The sequence below is a fragment of the Sphingomonas folli genome (assembly GCF_019429525.1).
Taxonomy (GTDB): Bacteria; Pseudomonadota; Alphaproteobacteria; order Sphingomonadales; family Sphingomonadaceae; genus Sphingomonas; species Sphingomonas folii.
Genome location: NZ_JAHXZL010000010.1, coordinates 25,336 through 44,502 on the forward strand (window position 1 = coordinate 25,336; position 19,167 = coordinate 44,502).

At 73.7% G+C, this 19,167-nt stretch carries 26 protein-coding genes and 1 tRNA gene; 13 read left to right on the forward strand and 14 right to left on the reverse strand.

The features are described 5' to 3' along the window. Nucleotide 1: 1 nt before the first annotated feature. Nucleotides 2-424 carry a GtrA family protein gene (locus KZ813_RS14995; RefSeq protein ID WP_219755798.1) on the forward strand — a complete coding sequence of 141 codons (423 nt, stop codon included), beginning with the start codon at nucleotides 2-4 and terminating at the stop codon, nucleotides 422-424. A 16-nt stretch (nucleotides 425-440) separates the two neighbouring features. Here KZ813_RS14995 and KZ813_RS15000 read toward each other — a convergent pair whose 3' ends face one another. Then, on the reverse strand, nucleotides 441-1,856 hold the full coding sequence (locus tag KZ813_RS15000; protein WP_219755799.1) for a sigma-54-dependent transcriptional regulator: 1,416 nt from the start codon (nucleotides 1,854-1,856) through the stop codon (nucleotides 441-443). A gap of 143 nt (nucleotides 1,857-1,999) precedes the next feature. Here KZ813_RS15000 and KZ813_RS15005 point away from each other — a divergent pair, with 143 nt between their 5' ends. Genes KZ813_RS15005 through KZ813_RS15035 form a run of 7 tightly spaced genes read left to right on the forward strand, consistent with a single transcriptional unit; the run spans nucleotide 2,000 to nucleotide 6,489 of the window. Continuing rightward, nucleotides 2,000-2,134 (forward strand): aa3-type cytochrome c oxidase subunit IV, encoded by a 135-nt coding sequence (locus KZ813_RS15005; RefSeq protein ID WP_258046836.1) that lies wholly within the window; start codon nucleotides 2,000-2,002, stop codon nucleotides 2,132-2,134. 7 nt (nucleotides 2,135-2,141) lie between these two features. Further along, nucleotides 2,142-3,266 (forward strand): NAD(P) transhydrogenase subunit alpha, encoded by a 1,125-nt coding sequence (locus KZ813_RS15010; protein WP_219755800.1) that lies wholly within the window; start codon nucleotides 2,142-2,144, stop codon nucleotides 3,264-3,266. After that, complete coding sequence (locus tag KZ813_RS15015; RefSeq protein WP_219755801.1) at nucleotides 3,267-3,512, forward strand: type II toxin-antitoxin system HicA family toxin; 246 nt, start codon at nucleotides 3,267-3,269, stop codon at nucleotides 3,510-3,512. After that, nucleotides 3,509-3,724, forward strand: a complete 216-nt coding sequence (locus KZ813_RS15020; protein ID WP_219755802.1) for a type II toxin-antitoxin system HicB family antitoxin — start codon at nucleotides 3,509-3,511, stop codon at nucleotides 3,722-3,724. The genes KZ813_RS15015 and KZ813_RS15020 overlap by 4 nt, the downstream gene beginning before the upstream one ends. Before the next feature lie 15 nt (nucleotides 3,725-3,739). Continuing rightward, entirely contained in the window at nucleotides 3,740-4,036 is a 297-nt protein-coding gene (locus KZ813_RS15025; RefSeq protein ID WP_183924186.1) for an NAD(P) transhydrogenase subunit alpha part 2, read from the forward strand. A 13-nt stretch (nucleotides 4,037-4,049) separates the two neighbouring features. Next, nucleotides 4,050-5,546: an NAD(P)(+) transhydrogenase (Re/Si-specific) subunit beta gene (locus tag KZ813_RS15030; RefSeq protein WP_219755803.1), complete on the forward strand. Its 1,497-nt coding sequence runs from the start codon at nucleotides 4,050-4,052 to the stop codon at nucleotides 5,544-5,546. A 4-nt stretch (nucleotides 5,547-5,550) separates the two neighbouring features. Continuing rightward, entirely contained in the window at nucleotides 5,551-6,489 is a 939-nt protein-coding gene (locus KZ813_RS15035; protein ID WP_219755804.1) for a winged helix DNA-binding protein, read from the forward strand. Between the two features lie 94 nt (nucleotides 6,490-6,583). Here KZ813_RS15035 and KZ813_RS15040 read toward each other — a convergent pair whose 3' ends face one another. Together KZ813_RS15040 and KZ813_RS15045 are read right to left on the reverse strand one after the other, a co-directional pair. Continuing rightward, a complete protein-coding gene (locus KZ813_RS15040; protein WP_219755805.1) occupies nucleotides 6,584-7,348 on the reverse strand; it encodes a PEPxxWA-CTERM sorting domain-containing protein in 765 nt (254 codons plus the stop codon). Between the two features lie 117 nt (nucleotides 7,349-7,465). Then, complete coding sequence (locus tag KZ813_RS15045) at nucleotides 7,466-7,606, reverse strand: hypothetical protein (protein WP_219755806.1); 141 nt, start codon at nucleotides 7,604-7,606, stop codon at nucleotides 7,466-7,468. 9 nt (nucleotides 7,607-7,615) lie between these two features. Here KZ813_RS15045 and KZ813_RS15050 point away from each other — a divergent pair. Further along, nucleotides 7,616-7,691: transfer RNA gene (locus tag KZ813_RS15050), tRNA-Val, on the forward strand. Between the two features lie 64 nt (nucleotides 7,692-7,755). Here the strand turns inward: KZ813_RS15050 and KZ813_RS15055 are convergent. Genes KZ813_RS15055 through KZ813_RS15070 form a run of 4 tightly spaced genes read right to left on the reverse strand, consistent with a single transcriptional unit; the run spans nucleotide 7,756 to nucleotide 9,524 of the window. Next, the gene (locus KZ813_RS15055; RefSeq protein ID WP_219755807.1) at nucleotides 7,756-8,202 is read right to left on the reverse strand and encodes a winged helix DNA-binding protein; all 447 of its coding nucleotides are present in this window, start codon (nucleotides 8,200-8,202) and stop codon (nucleotides 7,756-7,758) included. Further along, nucleotides 8,153-8,659, reverse strand: coding sequence for a hypothetical protein (locus tag KZ813_RS15060; protein WP_219755808.1), 507 nt, complete (start codon nucleotides 8,657-8,659; stop codon nucleotides 8,153-8,155). Before KZ813_RS15060 ends, KZ813_RS15055 begins: the two co-directional genes overlap by 50 nt. A 45-nt stretch (nucleotides 8,660-8,704) precedes the next feature. Next, entirely contained in the window at nucleotides 8,705-8,995 is a 291-nt protein-coding gene (locus KZ813_RS15065) for a hypothetical protein (RefSeq protein ID WP_219755809.1), read from the reverse strand. 25 nt (nucleotides 8,996-9,020) lie between these two features. Then, nucleotides 9,021-9,524, reverse strand: coding sequence for a LuxR C-terminal-related transcriptional regulator (locus tag KZ813_RS15070; RefSeq protein ID WP_219755810.1), 504 nt, complete (start codon nucleotides 9,522-9,524; stop codon nucleotides 9,021-9,023). Nucleotides 9,525-9,660: 136 nt separating this feature from the next. Here KZ813_RS15070 and KZ813_RS15075 point away from each other — a divergent pair, with 136 nt between their 5' ends. After that, entirely contained in the window at nucleotides 9,661-10,131 is a 471-nt protein-coding gene (locus tag KZ813_RS15075; RefSeq protein ID WP_219755811.1) for a DUF6456 domain-containing protein, read from the forward strand. A gap of 56 nt (nucleotides 10,132-10,187) precedes the next feature. Beyond that, nucleotides 10,188-11,129 (forward strand): diaminopimelate epimerase, encoded by a 942-nt coding sequence (gene dapF / locus KZ813_RS15080; RefSeq protein ID WP_219755812.1) that lies wholly within the window; start codon nucleotides 10,188-10,190, stop codon nucleotides 11,127-11,129. A gap of 116 nt (nucleotides 11,130-11,245) precedes the next feature. Here the strand turns inward: dapF and KZ813_RS15085 are convergent, their stop codons facing one another. The 3 genes from KZ813_RS15085 to KZ813_RS15095 all read right to left on the reverse strand — a co-directional run bounded on the left by KZ813_RS15085 (nucleotide 11,246) and on the right by KZ813_RS15095 (nucleotide 13,419). Beyond that, a complete protein-coding gene (locus KZ813_RS15085; protein WP_219755813.1) occupies nucleotides 11,246-12,043 on the reverse strand; it encodes a SirB1 family protein in 798 nt (265 codons plus the stop codon). Nucleotides 12,044-12,247: 204 nt separating this feature from the next. Then, entirely contained in the window at nucleotides 12,248-12,967 is a 720-nt protein-coding gene (gene gloB / locus KZ813_RS15090; protein ID WP_219755948.1) for a hydroxyacylglutathione hydrolase, read from the reverse strand. Beyond that, on the reverse strand, nucleotides 12,967-13,419 hold the full coding sequence (locus tag KZ813_RS15095; RefSeq protein WP_219755814.1) for a VOC family protein: 453 nt from the start codon (nucleotides 13,417-13,419) through the stop codon (nucleotides 12,967-12,969). Before KZ813_RS15095 ends, gloB begins: the two co-directional genes overlap by 1 nt. 84 nt (nucleotides 13,420-13,503) lie before the next feature. Between KZ813_RS15095 and KZ813_RS15100 the strand changes: the two genes are divergently transcribed. Continuing rightward, nucleotides 13,504-14,208 (forward strand): SIMPL domain-containing protein, encoded by a 705-nt coding sequence (locus KZ813_RS15100; protein WP_258046837.1) that lies wholly within the window; start codon nucleotides 13,504-13,506, stop codon nucleotides 14,206-14,208. 288 nt (nucleotides 14,209-14,496) lie between these two features. On the opposite strand, the gene KZ813_RS15105 is transcribed toward KZ813_RS15100, so the two are convergent. The 3 genes from KZ813_RS15105 to KZ813_RS15115 all read right to left on the reverse strand — a co-directional run bounded on the left by KZ813_RS15105 (nucleotide 14,497) and on the right by KZ813_RS15115 (nucleotide 17,770). Further along, the gene (locus KZ813_RS15105; RefSeq protein ID WP_219755816.1) at nucleotides 14,497-15,243 is read right to left on the reverse strand and encodes a tetratricopeptide repeat protein; all 747 of its coding nucleotides are present in this window, start codon (nucleotides 15,241-15,243) and stop codon (nucleotides 14,497-14,499) included. Next, entirely contained in the window at nucleotides 15,240-15,965 is a 726-nt protein-coding gene (locus tag KZ813_RS15110) for an alpha/beta hydrolase (protein WP_219755817.1), read from the reverse strand. Before KZ813_RS15110 ends, KZ813_RS15105 begins: the two co-directional genes overlap by 4 nt. A gap of 512 nt (nucleotides 15,966-16,477) precedes the next feature. Beyond that, nucleotides 16,478-17,770 carry an aspartyl/asparaginyl beta-hydroxylase domain-containing protein gene (locus tag KZ813_RS15115; RefSeq protein WP_219755818.1) on the reverse strand — a complete coding sequence of 431 codons (1,293 nt, stop codon included), beginning with the start codon at nucleotides 17,768-17,770 and terminating at the stop codon, nucleotides 16,478-16,480. Between KZ813_RS15115 and KZ813_RS15120 the strand changes: the two genes are divergently transcribed. Beyond that, nucleotides 17,769-18,860 carry a hypothetical protein gene (locus KZ813_RS15120; RefSeq protein WP_308461906.1) on the forward strand — a complete coding sequence of 364 codons (1,092 nt, stop codon included), beginning with the start codon at nucleotides 17,769-17,771 and terminating at the stop codon, nucleotides 18,858-18,860. The genes KZ813_RS15115 and KZ813_RS15120 overlap by 2 nt on opposite strands. Nucleotides 18,861-18,865: 5 nt before the next feature. On the opposite strand, the gene KZ813_RS15125 is transcribed toward KZ813_RS15120, so the two are convergent. Continuing rightward, entirely contained in the window at nucleotides 18,866-19,123 is a 258-nt protein-coding gene (locus tag KZ813_RS15125; RefSeq protein ID WP_219755819.1) for a hypothetical protein, read from the reverse strand. Nucleotides 19,124-19,167 lie beyond the last annotated feature (44 nt).

The following is a 19,167-nucleotide window of genomic DNA, read 5'->3' on the forward strand; positions in this document are numbered from 1 at the left end:
GATGCGCACCGTCCTGACGTCGCTCGCCGGCAGCGGCGCGCGCTTCGCCAGCGTCGGCGCGATCGCGACCTTGCTCGACGCCTGCCTGTTCCTGCTGCTCGCCGAGCTCGGCACCGACCCGGGGCTGAGCAACGTCGTGTCCTACGCGGTCGCGGCGGCGGTCAATTTCTGGCTCAACCGCGAGTGGACCTTCGCCGCGCGCGAGGGGGCGGTGCTGGCGCAGGCGCTGCGCTTCGCGATCATGGTGCTGATCGGGCTGACGCTCAGCACCGCGATCGTCGCCGAGGCGTCGCTGCTGATCGCGCCCGCCATCGCCAAGCTGCTCGCGATCGCGGCGGTGCTGCCGGTCAACTACACCGTGGCGCGGCTGCTGGTGTTTCAGCGCCCCGCGCGCGCGGCGCTGGCGGACCCAAGGCGCGAGTGACGCGGCGGTGCGCGCCTCACGCCGCGCTGTCGATGCCGAGCTCGCCGAGCTTGCGGTAGAGCGTCGAGCGGCCGATGCCGAGCCGTCGCGCCACCTCGGTCATGCGGCCGCGATAGTGCGTGATCGCCAGCCGGATGAGGTCGGCCTCGATCTCCTCGATCGTGCGCAGGTGGCCGTCGGCGCGGAACAGCGGCACGCCCGCCGCCTCGCCGCCGCGGCTCGCGGCGCGGGGGCCGCGCTGGCCCAGCGCCGCGATCTGCGGGAAGTCGGCGCGGGTCAGCGTGTCGCCGTCGCACTGCACCGCGGCGCGGAACAGCGCGTCCTGCAGCTGGCGCACGTTGTGCGGCCAGTCGTAGGTCATCAGCAGCATCACGGCGTCGTCGCTGATCTCGAGCTGGCGCAGCCCCGGCTGGGTCGCGATCCGCTCGAGCAGGTGGCGCGTCAGCGCGGGGATGTCGCCGGCGCGCTCGCGCAGCGGCGGGATCACCACGGAGACCGCGTTGAGGCGATAATAGAGGTCCTCGCGGAAGCGCCCCGCGGCGACCTCGTCGAGCAGCCGCTTGTTGGTGGCGGCGATCACGCGCACGTCGACCGCGCGCGCGTGGCGACCGCCGAGCGGCAGCACCTCGCCCGACTGGAGCGCGGCGAGCAGGCGGCGCTGCGCGTCGAGCGGCAGGTGATCGACCTCGTCGAGGAAGAGCGTGCCGCCGTCGGCCTCGACCATCCGCCCGGTCTTGCGCTGGAACGCGCCGGGGAAGGCGCCCTCCTCGTGGCCGAACAGCGCGCTCTCGATCAGGTTGGCGGGGATCGCGCCGCAGTTGAGCGTGACCCGCGGCGCCTCCGCGCGCGGGCTGGCGGCGTGGATCGCCTCGGCGACCACTTCCTTGCCGACGCCGCTCTCGCCCTCGATCAGCACGGGGACGCGCGCCCGCGCCGCCTTGGCGGCGATGGTGAGCGCGGCGCGGAACTCGGGCGCGGTGCCGACGATCTCGTCGAAGCCGAGCATCGCCGGGATCTTCTCGGTCAGCGGGCGCAGCTCGCCCGCGGCATTGGCGGCGACCGCGCGGTCCAGCGCCTGGAGCAGCCGCTCGGGGGCGAGCGGCTTGGCGAGATAGTCGGTCGCGCCGGCGCGCATCGCGTCCACCGCCTGCGCCACCGAGGCCTGGGCGGTGAGCATCAGGATCGGCAGCTGCGCGCGATAGCCGCGCAGCTCGCCGATCAGCGCGGCCGGGTCCCAGCCGGCGCTGCCCGGGTCGAGCAGGATCGCGTCGAGCTGCATGCCGTCGGGCGTGGCGAGCGTCGCCACCGCCGCGGCGGGATCGTCGGCGAACACGATTCGCCAGCCGCCGCGCGCGGCGAGCGTCGCGATCACGCGACGCTGCGCCGCGTCCTCGTCGATCAGCATCAGCAGACGTTGTCCGTTACGCGTCATGTCTGGCCTATCGTCCCGTGGCTCCCTGCCTATCGCCTAACCGTTCTGAGTAAAGGCGCCCTTAAGCCGCAACGGTTGTTATTGCCTCGGCCGCGGCGCGCCACTACGCTGTCGACGACGATAGTCAGAACTATGAGGAAAAGATGGCGGAGAGTGGCGCGGGGCGCGGCGACATCAAGGCGCACGAGGCGACCTATTCCGGCATGATCGGCCTGCTGAAGTACGGCGCGGCGGCCTGTTTCGTCCTCGCCTTCTTCGTGATCTGGCTGATCGCGTAGCAGCGGCGTGAAGATCGCGGTCGTCAGCGAGAACGCTTCCGGCGAGCGCCGGGTCGCCGCCACGCCCGAGACCGCGCGCAAGTTCATCGCGCTCGGCGCCGAGGTCGCGGTCGAGGCGGGCGCGGGCACCGCCGCGGCGATCGCCGACCAGGATTACGCCGCCGCGGGCGCGACGCTGGGCGACCGCGCCGCCACGCTCGCGGGCGCCGGGATCGTGCTGGCGGTGCAGCCGCCCGCGCCCGATTCGCTCGCCGGGGTCGCGCCGGGCGCCTGGGTGGTGGCGATCATGGCGCCCTTCGGCGAGGGGCGCGCGCGAGTCGAGGGCTATGCCGCGGCGGGATACGAGGCGCTGGCGATGGACCTGATGCCGCGGATCACGCGCGCCCAGTCGATGGACGTGCTGTCCTCGCAGTCCAACCTCGCCGGCTACAAGGCGGTGATCGACGCCGCGGCCGAATATGGCCGCGCCTTCCCGATGATGATGACCGCGGCGGGCACCGTCTCCGCGGCGCGCGTGTTCGTGATGGGGGTGGGCGTCGCGGGGCTGCAGGCGATCGCCACCGCGCGGCGGCTCGGCGCGCAGGTCTCCGCCACCGACGTGCGCTCGGCGACCAGGGAGCAGATCCAGTCGCTCGGCGCCAAGCCGGTGTTCGTCGAGGCGGTGGCGGGGATCGAGGGCGAGGGCAGCGGCGGCTACGCCGGCGAGATGTCACCCGAGTATCAGAGGGCGCAGGCCGAGCTGGTGTCGGCGCACATCGCCAAGCAGGACATCGTGATCACCACCGCTTTGATCCCCGGCCGCGCCGCGCCGCGGCTGGTGAGCGACGCGCAGCTCGCCACGATGCGGCCGGGCAGCGTGCTGGTCGACCTGGCGGTGGAGCAGGGCGGCAACGTCGAGGGCGCGGTGGCGGGCGAGATCGTCGAGCGGCACGGCGTGCGGATCATCGGCCACCGCAACCTGGCGTCGCGGCTGGCGGCCGATTCGGCGGCGCTCTACGCGCGCAACCTGTACAATTTCCTCTCGACCTTCTGGGACAAGGAGCAGGGCCGCCCCGTGCTCGACGCCGAGATCGGCGACGCGGTGCGGCTGACCCGCGGCGGCGCGGTGGTGAACGCGAGGCTGGTGTCGTGAATGCGCGGGGACAAGCTGCTCGCCGCCATGCGGGCCAACCCGCGCGACTGGCGGATCACCGACGTGGAGCGGATCTGTCGTGCTTATGGTCTGACCTGCCTGCCGCCGCGGCACGGCTCGCACTATAAGGTGACCCATCCGGCGATGCAGGCGATCCTCACCATCCCGGCGCATCTGCCGATCAAGCCGGTGTACATCCGCGATCTCGTGCTCATGGTCGACGCGCTCGCCGGAGAGAGCCGATGAATCCACACGCCTATGAGGTCGACATCTGCCCTCTCGCCGAGGACGATGGCGGTGGCTTCGTCGCGATCGTTCCCGATCTGCCCGGCTGCCGCTCGGACGGTGAGACGCCGCATGAGGCGCTTTCCAACGCCTATGACGCGGTGCTGAGCTGGATTGAGGCCGCCGAGGCGCTCGGCCGCGAGATCCCGGCGCCGCGTCCCGTGCCGGCATGAGAGCGGAGCAGTAACATGGACTTCGTCGCGATCCTGTCGATCTTCGTGCTGGCCTGTTTCGTCGGCTATTACGTCGTCTGGTCGGTCACGCCCGCGCTGCACACGCCGCTGATGGCGGTGACCAACGCCATCTCCAGCGTCATCATCGTCGGCGCGCTGATCGCGGGCGCGGCGGCGGGCAGCACCGGCTCGAAGTGGCTCGGGCTCGCCGCGGTGGTGCTCGCCAGCGTCAACATCTTCGGCGGCTTCGCGGTGACGCAGCGGATGCTCGCCATGTACAAGAAGAAGGAGCGGCCGGCACCGCGGCCGTGAGGGGGAGAGCCAAGTGGAGCATGTCGCGGTGAACCCCTGGGTCGCGCTGGCCTATCTCGTCGCCGGCGTGTGCTTCATCCTCGCGCTGCGCGGGCTCTCCAGCCCCGCCACCAGCCAGCGCGGCAACCGCTTCGGCATGATCGGCATGGGCGTGGCGGTGGTCACCACGCTCGTCACCCACGTGCCGCTCACCGCCACGCTGATCGAGGGCGAGGATTATGCCGCGCTGATCGCGCGCGTCGACTATGCCGCGGCGTTCGAGATCGTCGCCGCGATCGCGCTGGGCGCGGTGATCGGCGTCGGCGTCGCGCGGCGAATCGCGATGACCGCGATGCCGCAGCTGGTCGCCGCCTTCCACAGCCTGGTGGGCCTCGCCGCGGTGCTGGTCGCCGCCGCCGCTTTCCTCAACCCCGTCGCCTTCGGCATCGCGGTGCCGGTGCTGTTCCCCGACGGCAGCGCGGTGGCGCTGATCAACCCGGTCAGCCGGGTCGAGATGGGGCTGGGCGTGGCGATCGGCGCGATCACCTTCTCGGGCAGCGTCATCGCCTTCCTGAAGCTCAACGGCACCATGGGCGGCAAGCCGATCCTGCTGCCGGCGCGGCACGCGATCAACCTGGGCGTGCTCGCCGCCATCCTGCTGCTGGTGGCCTATTTCACGGTCGACCAGTCGCCCTGGGTGTTCTGGACGGTGACCTTGCTGTCGTTCGCGATCGGCTTCCTGCTGATCGTGCCGATCGGCGGCGCGGACATGCCCGTGGTCGTGTCGATGCTCAACAGTTACTCGGGCTGGGCCGCCGCGGCGATGGGCTTCACGCTCCACAACAGCGCGATGATCATCACCGGCGCGCTGGTCGGCTCATCCGGCGCGATCCTCAGCTATATCATGTGCCGCGCGATGAACCGCAGCTTCGTCAGCGTGATCGCGGGCGGCTTCGGCGCGGAGGCGGCGGGCGGCGCGGGCGGCGCGGCGGCGAGCGACCGCGCGTGGAAGCGCGGCTCGGCGGAGGACGCCGCCTTCCTGATGGGCCAGGCCGAGCAGGTGATCATCGTCCCGGGCTACGGCATGGCGGTGGCACAGGCGCAGCACGCGCTGCGCGAGATGGCGGACAAGCTCAAGGCGCACGGCGTCCGCGTCAAATACGCCATCCACCCGGTGGCGGGGCGCATGCCCGGGCACATGAACGTGCTGCTCGCCGAGGCCAACGTCCCCTATGACGAGGTGTTCGAGCTGGAGGACATCAACTCCGAGTTCGCGCAGACCGACGTGGCGTTCGTGATCGGCGCCAACGACGTCACCAACCCCGCGGCCAAGACCGACCGCAGCTCGCCGATCTACGGCATGCCCGTGCTCGACGTGGAAAAGGCCAAAACGGTTCTCTTCATCAAGCGCTCGATGGGCGGGGTCGGCTATGCTGGAGTCGACAACGAGGTCTTCTACCGGGACAATACCATGATGCTGCTCGCCGACGCCAAGAAGATGGTGGAAGAGATCGTCAAGTCGCTCGACTGACGCGATGCCCACGCCCTATCATCCCGGGGGCGGCGCCGCCGCGCCCGGGTTCGCGCCCAGCTTCGCGCTCGCGAGCCTCGACGGCGGCGGCGCGCTCGCCGCGCGCGAGGCGATCGCGCTGCTCGGCGGCGCGATCGTCGCGCACCACCCGCTCGCCGACGCGCCCGGCGCGCTCGCGCTAGGGGAAGGCGCACCCGCGGTGGTGCTCGACCTCGCCGGCGCCGACGACGCGCTGGCGCACGACGTGGTCGCCGCGGTCGACGCGCTGGCGGCGGCACGCGCGTGGCGCGTGATCGTCGCCTTCTCGGTGGCGCAGATCGACCCCGTCGTCGCCGCGCTGGGCGAGGAGAGCGGCGCGGTGCAGCTGCTGTGCGATCCCGACCGCGCCGAGTGGATCGGCGCGCTCGCGGTGGCGGCGGCGCGCGGCGGCGGCGGGGTCCGCTCGCCCGAGCCCGACTCGGAGCGGCTGGCGCGGCTCAGCGCCGAGGTGGCGCGGATCGCGGCGCTGCTCGCGCAGCTGAGCGACGGCGGCGTCGGGCTCGACCGCGCCGAGGAGCCGCGCCTCGCCTTCCACGCCGCCCCCGCCGCGCCGGTGGCGATCACCGCGGCGCAGCTGCGCGCGGTGGTGCGCGCGCGCCGGCTGCGCGACCGGTACCTGGGCAAGGGCCTGTTCGAGGACCCCGCCTGGGACATGCTGCTCGACCTGTACGCCGCGCGGCTGGAGGGGCGGCGGGTCTCGGTCTCGAGCCTGTGCATCGCCGCCGCGGTGGCGCCGACTACCGCGCTGCGCTGGATCACGCGGCTGACCGAGCGGCGGCTGCTGGCGCGCGCCCCCGACCCCGACGACCGCCGCCGCGTCTTCATCGGCCTGACCGACGAGGCGGTGCGCGCGCTGGAGGCCTATCTCGGCGCGCTGGCGGCGGCGGGGCTGCCGCTGGCGTGAGGGGGCGGCATGCCCGCGCGATCGTGGCCCGCGCGGGCATGCGGCGACGACGGGCCGGCGCCTCCGTCCCCACGCGCCGGGAGCTTGGACTCGCTCAGCGGTAGCGCGGCTCTCCCGCATCTGGCCGATCTCGCCGAGCTCGTCGGCGGAGGGCGCCACCGACCAGGGCGAAGCCGAGTATCATCGTCACCCAGGTGGAAGGCTCCGGCACGCTCGCCACCGAGAAGCGCAGGCTGGACAGCCGGACCGCCCCGTAGAGGTCGTCGCGCTGGCCGTAGCTGAACCCGCCCATGCACGCGGAGACGCGCTCACAGACGTTGCCGCCGGTCGGCACGTCGAAGAGGCTGGTCGGCGCGCCTGCGATGAAGCCGCCGGCACTCAATCCCAGCGCGTCGGTGCCGCCGAACCGGCCCGGACCCGTGCTCGCCCCCAGGCTCAGGCACTTGGACGTATAGCGGCAGCCCAGGTCCCCGAGCGCGGCGAGCGCGTAGCTCGTCGTCGCGGCGCCGTCGTTCTCCTGCGTGACCCCGTTGATCGTGATCGTCCCTCCGCCGATGTCGGCGGTGCGTTCCGGATCGTTGCCCGGATAGATGTTGAACGCACCTGAGCTGACAAGCTGGGACCCGCCGGACTCATACAGCGGCGGCGTGGCCGTCAGGTCGACGGTGATCGTGATCGTGGCGGTCTGTCCGACCAGCGACGCCCCACGCGGACCGAACCGACCGTAGGCGTCGATGGGCTCGCCGATGTAGGGCGCGAGCCGCTCGATGACACCGACGCCGGTCGCCACGACCGTTAAGGCCTGGGCGGAACACGGCAGCACGCACAGGGCCGCGGTGGCCAGAACACCCTTCAGCATAGATCGCCTCCCCTGATCGACCGAGGTCGTAGACCTGCTGTGCTCGCAGGTTCGCGCGACTCGTGAGCCTGGAATATCACGCGGCGCATCGGCTTAGTACCCGCGCCGAGCTGCCGATCAGGGCGTCATCGGGTCCGGCGCCGCGGCGCGCTGGAGGTAGGGCGGGATGTGCCAGCTACGTCGCATCTGGCTCTCTCCCTCTTGCCCCCTCACCTCGAGCGTGTAGAGCGTGCCGGCACGGCGGTTCTGCGGGCTCACCCTCGCGCCGGGCGCTTAGCTCAGCTGGTAGAGCGGCTCGTTTACACCGAGTAGGTCGGCGGTTCGAACCCGTCAGCGCCCACCACCGTCGCGCCCCGCGCCGGCGGCGCGCGCGCCCCGCCCGATCGGGGCGGGGAGCGCACACCCCGTCATCCCAGCGCGACCCAGCTGCTCGCCAGATACAGCTCGATCATGCGCAGCCCCTTGTCGCTGAGCGTCACCAGCGAGCGGCGGCGGTCGTCGGCGTCGGCGCGGCGCACCACCAGCCCGCGCGCCTCGAGCTTGCCGAGGCAGCGCAGCGCGGTGCTGGGCGGTACCGCCGCGCCGATGCAGGCGCTCGACACCGGCACCAGCGCGCCGCGGCCGTGGTGGATGTAGAGGTCCAGCAGCATGTCCCAGGCGGCCTCGCCGAACAGGTCGGTGCCGAAGAGACGGTCGCGCGAGCGGCGCTCCTGGTACATCAGCTCGGCGCGCTCGAGCAGCCCGGGGGCGGGCGCGGGCTGCTGCGCCTCCTTGGCGCGCAGCCGCTCGAGCAGCGCCTCGATCTCACGGATCGCGCAGCCCAGCTCCTCGCGCGTGGCAGGCTCGTACCTCATCGGCCGCCCCCCGCCGCTGGAAGGTCCAGTCGAACTCGCGCGCCCCGGCGCGCAGCCGGCGATGGTGCCGCGCCACGCCGACCACCAGCAGCAGCAGCCCCGGATAGGCCAGCCACGCCGCCACGCGCGTGTAGACGATCGGCAGCACCGCCGGGTCGTAGGCGCGCACGCCGTGGGTCATCACCGTCAGCGCGTGGAAGGCGGTGAGATACAGCGGCCAGAAGCGGTCCGCCGCCAGGCTCACCGCCACCAGCCCCGCCAGCAGCGCGGTGTCGATCGCCACCCGCTGCCACTCGACGTGGAAGTAGGTGTAACCGCGCACGTGCGGCAGCAGGTAGGAGGCGATCGCCGCGGTCAGCAGCAGCGCCGCCACCCAGCGTTCCGGCGCGCCGCCGCGCCGGAAGGCGTAGAGGCAGCTGCCCAGCAGCACCGCGGCGAAGACGAGGACTCGCGTCATCGGCCGCTGTCCCGATCGTGTGGGTCACGTTCGATCCGCCGCGGCTCAGGCGGTGAAGCCGGGGCGGGGATCCTGCTTGTCGGTGTCGCCGTACAGCCGTACGTCGAGCCCGCGCGCCTTGGCCAGCGCCTCGAGCAGGCGGTGGACGTCGGCGGTGGCGCCCTGCGCGCCGCTGATCTGCACCGCGACGTCGCTGATCCCGGCGCGGATCGACTTGCCCACGATCGGCGCGATATTCTGCTCGATGCGCGCGTCGATGAGCGCCGCCATGAGCCGGCCGCACACCGCGAAGGAGCGGTCCTGCAGCATCTCCAGCTCGCGCAGCAGCGTCGCCACCGCGTCGACCTCGACCGAGACGGCCTCACCGCGCGAGCTGCGCGACGACGTCGCTGAGGGTGCGGACGAAGAGAGCGAAAAGACCGAAGCCGGTGACGAGGCCGAATATGATGGCGCCGAGCCAGAAGAGGCGCTGTGCGATAGTGAGGTCATTACCATCCCCTTTGCGGAACGGCAGCCACGGCGCGCCGGGGGCCTGTGTCGTCGCCCGCGGCCCGGCCGCGGCGGCCGGGGCCGGTGCGTCATCGCCCGGCGGGGACGGCTCTGCCGCCGGCAGGGGGGTCGAATCTCCCACCGAGAAGCGACCCCTCGCATCGGGGTGGGCGGCCTCATGGGCGGCCAGCGCCGCCGCCGCGGCGGGGCGCCCGCCGACGCCGAGCAGCGCGGTCGCCTCGGTGAGATAGCCGCTCGCGGTGTTCTCCGAGATGGCGAGCGCGCGCGCGATCTCCTTCACGCGATAGCGCTGGTGGTAGAGGCGCAGGCATTCCCGTTGCCGGGTCGTCAGTTTCGCGAATCGATCCGGCGACATGGTCCCGAGATGGGATAGCGCGCGAACCAAGTCATCAACCAAGATGCGCGACGCGTGCCGTCGCGGGCCGCGGCGCTGTCCTACACCGTCCAACATCTGCCAGGCGCGGCCGCCACATCCACGGGAGGGACGGAGCATGCGCGAGCTGGTGGAGCAGGTGATCGACTCGGGCGGGCGGCGCGGCGCGGTGGTGCGCGGCGCACGGCGCGGGCGCACGGTGACGGTGAACCGGCGCGAGTCGCCGCTGGCGTGGCTCGCCGCGCGCGGGTTGGTCGACTCGCGCCAGGCCGAGGCGGGCGAGCGGCTCCGCGCCGACTATGAGCGCGCGCTGCTGGCGCCGTCGGTGACGATGCGCTGGGCGCCGCGAGTCGACAACGGTCGCACCGTCGCGCTCGACCCGGGCGAGGCGCAGCTCGCCGCCAAGCGCCGCTTCGACGCCGCGGTCGCCGCCGCCGGGCGCGGGCTGGCCGACGTGCTGTGGCGCGTGGTCTGCGCGGGCGAGTCGCTGCCCGACAGCGAGCGCGCGCTCGGCTGGCCCGCGCGCAGCGGGCGGCTGGTGCTGTCGCTCGCGCTCGACCGGCTGGCGGACCATTACCGCCTGCCGTGATCGCGCGCCGGCATACACCCCTTGCCCCGCGCGGCGCGCGCCGACACATAGGCGCGATGCGGCTGCGCTTCGTCAAATGCCACGGCTCGGGCAACGATTTCCCGCTGATCGACGCGCGCGACCCCGCGCTCGACGGCACCGACTGGGCGGGGGTGGCGCGCGCGCTCGCCGACCGCGCCGGCCCTGTCGGGGGCGACGGGCTGCTGCTGCTCACGCGCGGCGACGAACGCGCCGCCTTCGGCATGCGCATGTTCAACAGCGACGGCAGCGAGGCCGAGACCTGCCTCAACGGGCTGCGCTGCGTCGCGCGCGCGGGCTTCGCGGCGCTGGGGCTGGAGCGCGCCACGGTGCGGCTCAAGACCAGCTACGCCGAGGCGGCGCGCGCCGAGGAACTGGCACCAGGCGTCTACACCGTCGCCGAGACCGCCGGCCCGGCCTCGCTCGACGCGGCCGCCTGGCCGCTGCGCGGCGCGCCGGCGCGGATCGTCGACGCGCGCGTGCCGCCGCTGCCGAGCGAGCGCGCCTTCACCGCGGTGGCGATGCCCAACCCGCACCTGGTCGCCTTCGTCGACTCGGTCGACGAGGCCGAGCTCGTCGCGGTCGGGCAGGCGTGCGAGGCCGCGCCCGCGTGGCTGCCCAACCGCGCCAACGTCTCCTTCGTCGAGGTGCGCGGGGAGGACAGGCTGTATGTCCGTACCTTCGAGCGCGGCGTCGGGCTCACCGACAGCTGCGGCAGCGCGATGGCGGCCTCGACCTATGCCGCGGGGCTCACCGGGCGCGCGGGGTTCGACCGCGCGCTGACGGTCTACAATCGCGGTGGGCAGGTGCGCGCGCGCGCCGGCGCGGACGCGATGGTGACGCTCCACGGCAACGCCACCTGGGAGTGGGAGGGCAGCGTCGAGGTCGATCCCGCGCGCGGCGTCGCGGGCGAGCTGGCGGTGGAGCGCCACGCCGCCGACGAGATCGCCGCCTGGGCGCGCGTGGTGGAGGGCGCGTAGGCGACGAAGGCGACGGACAGGCGGCGCGTCACGCGGCTTCCCCTCGCCGGCGTCATCCTGAGACAAGCTCAGGATGACGACAGGTTAGCGGGGAAGCATGGGCGCAGGCCCGCCCGTCACTCCCCGCTCAGCTGCTCCAGCAGCTCGGTGACCTTCCCGCGCAGCTCGGCGTCGCGCGTGATCTCGAGGATCGCGCCGAGGCTGCGGCGCGCGCTCTCATGGTCGCCGTCGACCAGCTCGAGCCGCGCGCGCTCCCACCAGCCGTGCGGCTGGTCGGGCGCGAACACCGTCATGCGCTGGTAGAGCTCGAGCGCGCGGCGGCCCTTGCCCGCGAGCTCGGCGCGCGCCGCCTGGTTCTGCAGCAGCCGCACCAGCACCGCGCGGTTGGGCATGGCGGCGACATGGGTCACCGCGCGCCCCGGGCGCGCCGCCTCGAGCAGCGCCGACAGCCGCTCCGCGCCGACGCGCGCGCCGCCCGCGAAGGGGTCGACGATCACCGGCTCGCTCTCGGCCTCGATCAGCACCAGCACGTGGCCGGGCACGTCGAGCACGTCGGCGCTCCAGCCGAGCCGGCGGGCGGCGGCGACGTAGAGGATCGCCAGGCTCACCGGCAGCCCGCGGCGCCGCTCGAGCACCCGCAGCAGGTCGGCGTTGGCGGGATCGTCGTAGCTGGTCGAGTCGCCGAGGAAGCCGAACTCGCCCGCGAACACCTCGGCCAGCGCGTCGGCGCGCTCGAGCGAGGTCTCGGCGTCGGCGCCGGTGACGTCGAGCCGCGTGGCGATCGCCTCGAGCAGGTCCTGCGCGGGGGTCGGATCGGCGTCGGGATGGTCGAGCAGCGCGAGCAGCAGTGCGGCCTCGTCGAGCACGATATCGTCCTCGTCGATCAGGCCGAGGCGAAGGAGGTCGTCGGTCATGTCGGCTGAGATGGGGGCGCGGGGGCGGACATGCGAGGGGCGACAAGTTTCCAGATCCTCCCCCGCACGGGGAGGGGGACCATCGCGCAGCGACGGTGGAGGGGGGCTTCCGCCAGCGCTGCGCTGCGGGGCAAGCCCCCTCCACCACCCGGCCGCGCCGGGCGGTCCCCCTCCCCGCGAGCGGGGGGATCTAGTCCCCGCCGCTCAGAACGCGTCCTTCGCGGCGCGCCACCGCGCGAACGTCGCCGCGTCCGCCGCGCGCAGGAACGGGTTGGTCGCACGCTCGGCGGCGATCGTGGTCGGCACCGTGGCCTCGCCCGCGGCACGGGCGCGGTCGACCTCGGCCATGCGCGCCGCCAGCGCCTCATTGTCCGGCTCGACCGTCAGCGCGAAGCGGCCGTTGCTCTGTGTATATTCGTGCCCGCAATAGACCGCGGTCGCGTCGGGCAGCGCGGCGAAGCGGCGCATGTTGGCGTGCATCTGCGCCGCGTCGCCCTCGAACAACCGCCCGCAGCCGAGCGCGAACAGGGTGTCGCCGGTGAAGATCGCCGCGTCCTCGGCGAGGTGGAGCGCGATATGCCCCGCGGTATGCCCCGGCACCTCCATCACCGTGGCGCGATGCTGGCTGAGCGTCAGCGAGTCGCCCTCGCGCACGCCGCGGTCGAGCGGGTCGATCTTGGCGCGCTCGGCCTCGGGGCCGGTGACGGTCGCGCCGGTCGCCGCCTTCACCGCCGCGCTGCCCCCGGTATGGTCGGGGTGCCAGTGCGTGATCCATACCTGGCCGATCGTCCAGCCGCGCGCCGCGGCGGCGTCGAGCACCGGTCGCGCCTCGCCGGGATCGACCACCGCGACCGCGCCGTCCTCGGCGCGCACCAGCCAGCTGTAATTGTCCTTCAGCACCGGCACGCGGACGATCTCGAGCATCACCACGTGCCCGTGTTGGGCATCGACGCCCAGGGCTCGGCCGGGGCCAGCGGCGCGCGCGCCTGGAGCAGCTCGATCGAGATGCCGTCGGGGGTCTTCACGAACGCCATATGGCCGTCGCGCGGCGGGCGGTTGATCGTCACCCCCGCGTCGGCGAGCCGCTGGCAGGTCGCGTAGATGTCGTCGACCCGATAGGCGAGATGCCCGAAGTTGCGGCCGCCGGTGTAGCGCTCGGGCGTGCTGCCGTCCGCCGGCGGCCAATTGTAGGTCAGCTCGACCTCGACGCGGCGGTCGCCGATCGCGGCGTCGGCCTCGGTCGCGAGGAAGATCAGCGTGAAGCGCCCCGCCTCATTGTCGATCCGCCGCACCTCCTCGAGGCCGAGCAGCGCGAAGAAGGCGATCGTCGCGTCGGGATCGCTGACGCGGATCATGGTATGGAGGTATTGGGTCATCTCGCCTTCCATTCGTCGTCGTAAAGCAACGGTTCATCGCGGCGACGCCACGCTGCTCGCGCCTATATGGGGAGGGAGGACGGGATGGAACAGCGCTCGCGCACGCTGCTGCCGGCGGCGGCGATCATCGCTCTGGGGATCATGCTGGGCGGCTATCTGCTCGGCGACGGGCTGCGCCGCGCCCGGCGCGCGGATCGCGCGGTGACGGTCCACGGCCTGGCCGAGCGGAACGTCACCGCCGATCTCGCCACCTGGACGCTCAACTACGCGGAGCAGAACGTCGACCCCGCCGCGGCGCAGGCCGATATCGCGCGCGACACCGAGACGCTGCGGCGGTACTTCGCCGCGCTCGGCTTCCCGGCCGAGGCGCTGACCCCGGCGGGCGCGGGGGTGAGCCATCTGATCAACAACGGCGTGCGCACGGTGACGATCACGCAGCGGCTCCAGCTGCGCACCACCGACGTGGCGCGCGCGCGGGCGGCGGTGGCGCGCCAGTTCGAGCTGGTGCGCCAGGGCGTGCAGCTCCAGGAGGGCTCGGGGATGAGCTACAGCTTCACCCGGCTCAACGCGATCAAGCCCGCGATGGTCGCCGCCGCCACGCGCGACGCGCGCGCCGCCGCCGAGCAGTTCGCCCAGGACAGCGGCACCGCGGTGGGCGGCATCCGCAGCGCGAGCCAGGGCTATTTCTCGGTCGAGGCGCGCGACGGCGAGGGCGGCGGCTACGGCGTCGCCGACACGCCGTTCAAGAAGGTGCGCGTGGTGACGACGGTGGAATTCTACCTGGGGTGAGGAGCCGGCGCTACCGTTCGCGCCGCCGTGGCGGGGAGGTGGGACCTTCGCGCACGTGTCTCCGCCGCTCGTCGGACCGACCGTCTTCGCGCGAGCGCGGGAACCCGGGGCCGAGCAGAAGCACGCGCGGCGATCGGGACGCCCTGGCTCCCGCGGGCGCGGAGAACAGGGGAGCTCGGCGACGGTCCCGCATGCGCCGGCGGACAGGGAGGGAGGCGCGGCGCGGGTCTCGATCCGTCACCCGCCCGCCCGACCGGCTGCCCGCCGACGTTCGGCGACCCGCGCCCGCTACTTGCCCCCGAACTGAGTCAGCGCCTGCGCCGCCGACTGGCCAGCGGGGGCGTCGGGCGCGAGCCGCGCCGCCTCCCGCCACGCCGCCTCGGCGCGCGCGGCGTCGCCGCCCGCCGCGGCGATGTTGCCCGCCTCGAGCTGCACCGAGGCGTCGTCGGCGGAGCGGCGCAGCGCCTGGGCGATGTCGGCGCGCGCGCGGCCGAGGTCGCCGCCGCGCCGCGCCAGCGTCGCCGAGAGCAGCCACGCCAGCGGGTCGTCGCCCGCGGTGGTCAGCGCCTGGTCGAGGTCGGCGCGCGCCGCGGCGGCGTCGCCCAGCGCCACCATCGCGCGCGCGCGGTCGAGATGCGCCTCGCCGCGCTGGAGATCGACCAGCGTCCCCGCCGCCAGCGCGGCGTCGAGCGCGCCGCGCGCCTTGGCGGCGTCGCCCGCGGCGAGCCAGGCGTTGCCCGCCTGCGCCCAATAGTCCGCGGCGCGGGAGTCATGCGCCAGCTCGGCGCCGCGCGCCGCCGCGGCGAAGGTCGCGCCGGCCTCGGCGTAGCGGTCCTGCGCCGCCAGCGCGAGCGCGAGACAGGCGCGCAGCCCGGCGCCGCCGCGCCGCGCGCGCGCCTCCGCCGCGGCGGGGTCGCTGCGCGTCTCGGCGACGCAGCCCGCGGCGGGGTCGCTGCCGGCCACGCCCGCGGGTGCCGCGGGCGGCGCCACGCTCTGGGGAGCGGCGGCGAGCAGCAGCGCGGCGAGCGGGATCATGGCACCACATCCTCCACCGCGCGGATCAGCAGCGCGAGATCGTCCTCGCGCGACAGGCGGTGGTCGCCGTCCTTGACCAGCCAGGTCTGAACGTGCGGCGAACGGATCAGCTCGGCGAGCCGCGCGGAGCGATGCCACGGCACGTCCGGGTCGGCCTGGCCGTGCAGCAGCCGCACCGCGCCGTCGAAGCCGATCGGCCCCGACATCAGCCGGTTCGCCTCGCCCGACTGCCAGAAGCGGCGGGTGTAGACGGTGGCCTCGGGGCCGTAGGGGTTGGCGCGCTCGAGCCGGCCGTGCTCGAGCAGGTACATCTTCTCGTCCTGCGAGAAGCCCCAGTCGGTGAAGTCGGGCGCGGCGGCGACGCCGACCAGCGCGGCGACGCGCGCCGGGCGTGCCAGCGCGGCGAGCAGCATCACCCAGCCCCCCATCGACGAGCCGACCAGCACGACCGGCCCCTCGACATGGTCGATCATCGCCACCGCGTCGTCGCGCCAGTCGGCGAGCGACTGGTCCTCGAACTTACCCTCCGAGGCGCCGCAGCCGCCATAGTCGAAGCGCAGGAAGCCCTGGCCGCGCGCCCTGGCCCAGGCCTCGAGCGCGAGCGCCTTGGTGCCGCCCATGTCCGAGGCATAGCCGGGCAGGAAGATCACGGTCGGCGCGGCGCCGGCGTGATGGTGATAGGCGAGACGCGGGCGCTTGGGCGCGGTGGTGACGATGCTCATGCGCGGTGGCTTAGACGCGGCACCGCGCTTTGCGAAGGTGCGGGAAGTCGGATGGGGGCGGGTGGGCCTTCCGTCCCTCCCGCGACGACGGGGACCCAGATGCGCCGACGTCGCGCCTCCATCGACAGGTCCGCTTGTCTGGATCCCCGCCTGCGCGGGGATGACGGATTGGGGGGCGGGAATGACGAGTAGGGCGGGAATGACGGGTTGGGGCGGGGATGACGGGTTGGGGCGGGGATGACGAATAGGGTGGGAGTGACGAGTAGGGGACTGACGAACAGGCGCGCGGCTATCGAGTTTCGGGCGGTGAAGGCCTGCTGAGCGCGACGTTGACCCGTGAAGGGCAGGGACGGCGTGTGGCGGACGGTGACGGCGTGGCATGGGCGGCGGCGGTGCACGGTGGTGATGGGGCGCGCGCCGGGCCTAGGAGCGTGGAGGACGTGTGGTGAAGCGGCATCGCACGCCTCACCCGCTCGCTCCCCGGCTCCCGCGAACGGCGCGTCCGCGCGCCCTCACTCCCCCACGCGCAGCCGCGCCAGCTCGTGCTCGGGGGCGTCGGCGGTGGCGGCGAAGAATTGGCGCAGCAGCGCGCGCTCCGCGGCGGTGAGATGCGGGTTCCAGGCGTCGAGGATCAGGATCGCGCGCGGCCGGTCAGAGCGGTTCCACGCCTCGTGCTCGATCGTGTCGTCGAACGCCCAGGCGCGCCCCTCCTCCCAGGCGCGGGTCTCGCCGCCGACGCGGAAGCCGCAGTCGGGCGGCACGACCAGCGGCAAATGGACGATCGCGCGCGCGTTGCTCACGCCGGTGTGCGCGGGCAGATGCGCGCCCGGGGCGAGAATCGAGAAGAACACCGTCGGCGTCCGTCCCGGCAGGTCGGAGAGCGGCAGCGCCTCGACCAACGCGGCGGTGCGCGGCACGCGCGCGCAGACCGAATCGTCGCGCCGCCCGTCGCGCCACAGGTGGAGCGCGCCCCAGGCGAGCGAGCCGTCGAGCGCGGACCATTTGTTGTGCGGCGTGCCCGGCCTCATCGCGACATAGGGGCGCAGCGCGTCGGCGTCCTCCGCCAGCACGCGCAGCAGCTCGTCGCGGATCGTCGCGGTCTCGGCCTCGAGCCGCTCGAACCAGGGGAATAGCGCGCGCGCGAAGAACTCGTCGGCGGGGAGGAACGGCACGTGCAGCCCGGCGCATTGGTTGGCGTAGATCTGGCGCCGTCCCAGCGCGTGGTCGACGCAGGCGTCGACCCGCCGCCGCTCCGCGGGGGCGAGCGCCGCGCGCGCGGGGGCAAGCGCGGCGTCGATCGTCGCCGCGAAGCCGGCGCGATGCGCGGCGACGGTGTCGCGCGCGTGCTCCAGCATCGCCTCGATCGCGGGCGAGCGCTCGTCGAGCAGCGCCGCCATCGTCAGCACGTTGCCCCAGCGCTCCGCCGCGGCGTCGCGCTCGCCGGCGCGCTCGTGCCACTCGGCGAGCCGTACCAGCGCCATGAAGTGACGCTGGTCGATCGCGAGCGCGCCCTCCAGCGCGGCGCGCTCGGCCGCGGCGTCGCCATGGGAGCGGTGCGCGCGCGCCAGGTTCATCCACAGCTCGGGCGCGGCAGGGTCGGCGGCGATGGCGCGCGTGAACCACCCCGCCGCCGCCGCGAAGGCGCCGCGCGCGAGCGAGTCGACGCCGAGCGCGTTGAGCGCGACCGGATGCTCGGCGCCGGCGGCGACCGCGGCGTGGAACAGCCGCACCGCCTCGTCGCGGCGGCCGGCGTCGCGCGCCGCCAGCGCGGCGGCGAGATGCTGCTGGGAATGGCCTGGGTCCATGACATGGATGATAACCGAACGCGCCGACTGGACAATCGCGCGCGTGCCGGGGCACAGCGCGACGATGGCGGCGGCCCCTCTCCCCCTGCTCGACGCGACCTGGCTGGCGCATCGCTACGATCCGGGCCACGACGCCTTCCATTTCCGCCGAGTCGCGCGCGACGCGCATCGCGCCGCCACCTTCCTCACCGACGAGTATCTGGGCGCCGACCCGGCCCCGCCGCTGGTGGTGCGCCGCGCCGACGCGCGCGCCGCGGCGCCCGCGGCGGCGCCGCTGCACTGGATCTTCCACTCGGCCTTCTGCTGCTCGACGCTGCTGGCGCGCGCGATGGACCGTCCCGGCGCGGCGCTCGGCCTGAAGGAGCCCGTGGTGCTCAACGACCTGATCGGCTGGCGCCGGCGCGGCGAGCCCGGCCCCGATCTCGCCGCGGTGCTCGACGACACGCTGGCGCTGCTGGCGCGACCGTTCGCGCCGGGCGAGGCGGTGGTGGTGAAGCCCTCGACCATCGCCAACGGCTTCGCGCCCGCGCTGCTGACGCTCCGCCCCGACAGCGTCGCGCTGCTGCTCTACGCGCCGCTGCCGACCTATCTGGCGTCGGTGGCGAAGAAGGAGCTGGAGGGGCGGCTATGGGTGCGCACGCTCCTGGCGGGCATGCTCGACGACGGGCTGGCGCGTTTCGGGCATGACTCGCGCGCGCTGTTCGCGCTGACCGACCTCCAGGTCGCCGCGCTCGGCTGGCTCGGCCAGCACCGGCTGTTCGCCGAACTGGTCGCGCGCTTCGGCGCCGCGCGGGTGCGCACGCTCGACAGCGCGACGCTGATGGCCGACCCGCGCGCGGCGCTGGTGGCGCTGGCGGCGCTCTACCGCCTTCGGCTCGACGACGCCGCGCTCGACTCGATCGTCGCCGGGCCGGCGTTCACGCGCCACTCCAAGTTCGGCAACGCCTTCGACGCGGCAGCCCGCGCCGCCGAGCATCGCGACGCCGCGACGCTCCACGCGCGCGAGATCGAGGTGGTGGTGCGCTGGGCCGAGCAGGTCGCGGCGACGTTCGGCGTGGCGATGACGCCGCCGGCGCCGCTGTTAGACTGAGCGGTTCAGCAGACGCCGCTCGGCGTCGTGGTCTGGCAACCGGTCGAGCGGACCGGTGTGCGCAACTCGTCGCGCTCGCGCTGCCACTCCGCCTTGGTCTTGCAGATCCGCTCGTTGCCGATCAGCGATCCCGTCTTCGGGAAGCGCTTGCAGATGACCTTGTCGGGCGAGTCCGCGGCACGCTCGGCGGCGTCCCTGGTCCGGGCCTGCTCGGCCGGCGCGGCGGTGGCGAGGAGGAGCGCGAGCGCGGCGATACTGTGCATGATCCTGGCCCTGTCGTATGCGGCTGAGCCACGAGGCTAAGACG

Coding starts and splice junctions, on each gene's coding strand:
- KZ813_RS14995 (WP_219755798.1), top strand. CDS start 2: ATGCGCACCGTCCTGACGTCGCTCGCCGGCAGCGGCGCGCGCTTCGCC.
- KZ813_RS15000 (WP_219755799.1), bottom strand. CDS start 1,856: ATGACGCGTAACGGACAACGTCTGCTGATGCTGATCGACGAGGACGCG.
- KZ813_RS15005 (WP_258046836.1), top strand. CDS start 2,000: ATGGCGGAGAGTGGCGCGGGGCGCGGCGACATCAAGGCGCACGAGGCG.
- KZ813_RS15015 (WP_219755801.1), top strand. CDS start 3,267: ATGCGCGGGGACAAGCTGCTCGCCGCCATGCGGGCCAACCCGCGCGAC.
- KZ813_RS15020 (WP_219755802.1), top strand. CDS start 3,509: ATGAATCCACACGCCTATGAGGTCGACATCTGCCCTCTCGCCGAGGAC.
- KZ813_RS15025 (WP_183924186.1), top strand. CDS start 3,740: ATGGACTTCGTCGCGATCCTGTCGATCTTCGTGCTGGCCTGTTTCGTC.
- KZ813_RS15035 (WP_219755804.1), top strand. CDS start 5,551: ATGCCCACGCCCTATCATCCCGGGGGCGGCGCCGCCGCGCCCGGGTTC.
- KZ813_RS15040 (WP_219755805.1), bottom strand. CDS start 7,348: ATGCTGAAGGGTGTTCTGGCCACCGCGGCCCTGTGCGTGCTGCCGTGT.
- KZ813_RS15055 (WP_219755807.1), bottom strand. CDS start 8,202: ATGAGGTACGAGCCTGCCACGCGCGAGGAGCTGGGCTGCGCGATCCGT.
- KZ813_RS15060 (WP_219755808.1), bottom strand. CDS start 8,659: ATGACGCGAGTCCTCGTCTTCGCCGCGGTGCTGCTGGGCAGCTGCCTC.
- KZ813_RS15070 (WP_219755810.1), bottom strand. CDS start 9,524: ATGTCGCCGGATCGATTCGCGAAACTGACGACCCGGCAACGGGAATGC.
- KZ813_RS15075 (WP_219755811.1), top strand. CDS start 9,661: ATGCGCGAGCTGGTGGAGCAGGTGATCGACTCGGGCGGGCGGCGCGGC.
- dapF (WP_219755812.1), top strand. CDS start 10,188: ATGCGGCTGCGCTTCGTCAAATGCCACGGCTCGGGCAACGATTTCCCG.
- KZ813_RS15085 (WP_219755813.1), bottom strand. CDS start 12,043: ATGACCGACGACCTCCTTCGCCTCGGCCTGATCGACGAGGACGATATC.
- gloB (WP_219755948.1), bottom strand. CDS start 12,967: ATGCTCGAGATCGTCCGCGTGCCGGTGCTGAAGGACAATTACAGCTGG.
- KZ813_RS15095 (WP_219755814.1), bottom strand. CDS start 13,419: ATGACCCAATACCTCCATACCATGATCCGCGTCAGCGATCCCGACGCG.
- KZ813_RS15100 (WP_258046837.1), top strand. CDS start 13,504: ATGGAACAGCGCTCGCGCACGCTGCTGCCGGCGGCGGCGATCATCGCT.
- KZ813_RS15105 (WP_219755816.1), bottom strand. CDS start 15,243: ATGATCCCGCTCGCCGCGCTGCTGCTCGCCGCCGCTCCCCAGAGCGTG.
- KZ813_RS15110 (WP_219755817.1), bottom strand. CDS start 15,965: ATGAGCATCGTCACCACCGCGCCCAAGCGCCCGCGTCTCGCCTATCAC.
- KZ813_RS15120 (WP_308461906.1), top strand. CDS start 17,769: ATGACATGGATGATAACCGAACGCGCCGACTGGACAATCGCGCGCGTG.
- KZ813_RS15115 (WP_219755818.1), bottom strand. CDS start 17,770: ATGGACCCAGGCCATTCCCAGCAGCATCTCGCCGCCGCGCTGGCGGCG.
- KZ813_RS15125 (WP_219755819.1), bottom strand. CDS start 19,123: ATGCACAGTATCGCCGCGCTCGCGCTCCTCCTCGCCACCGCCGCGCCG.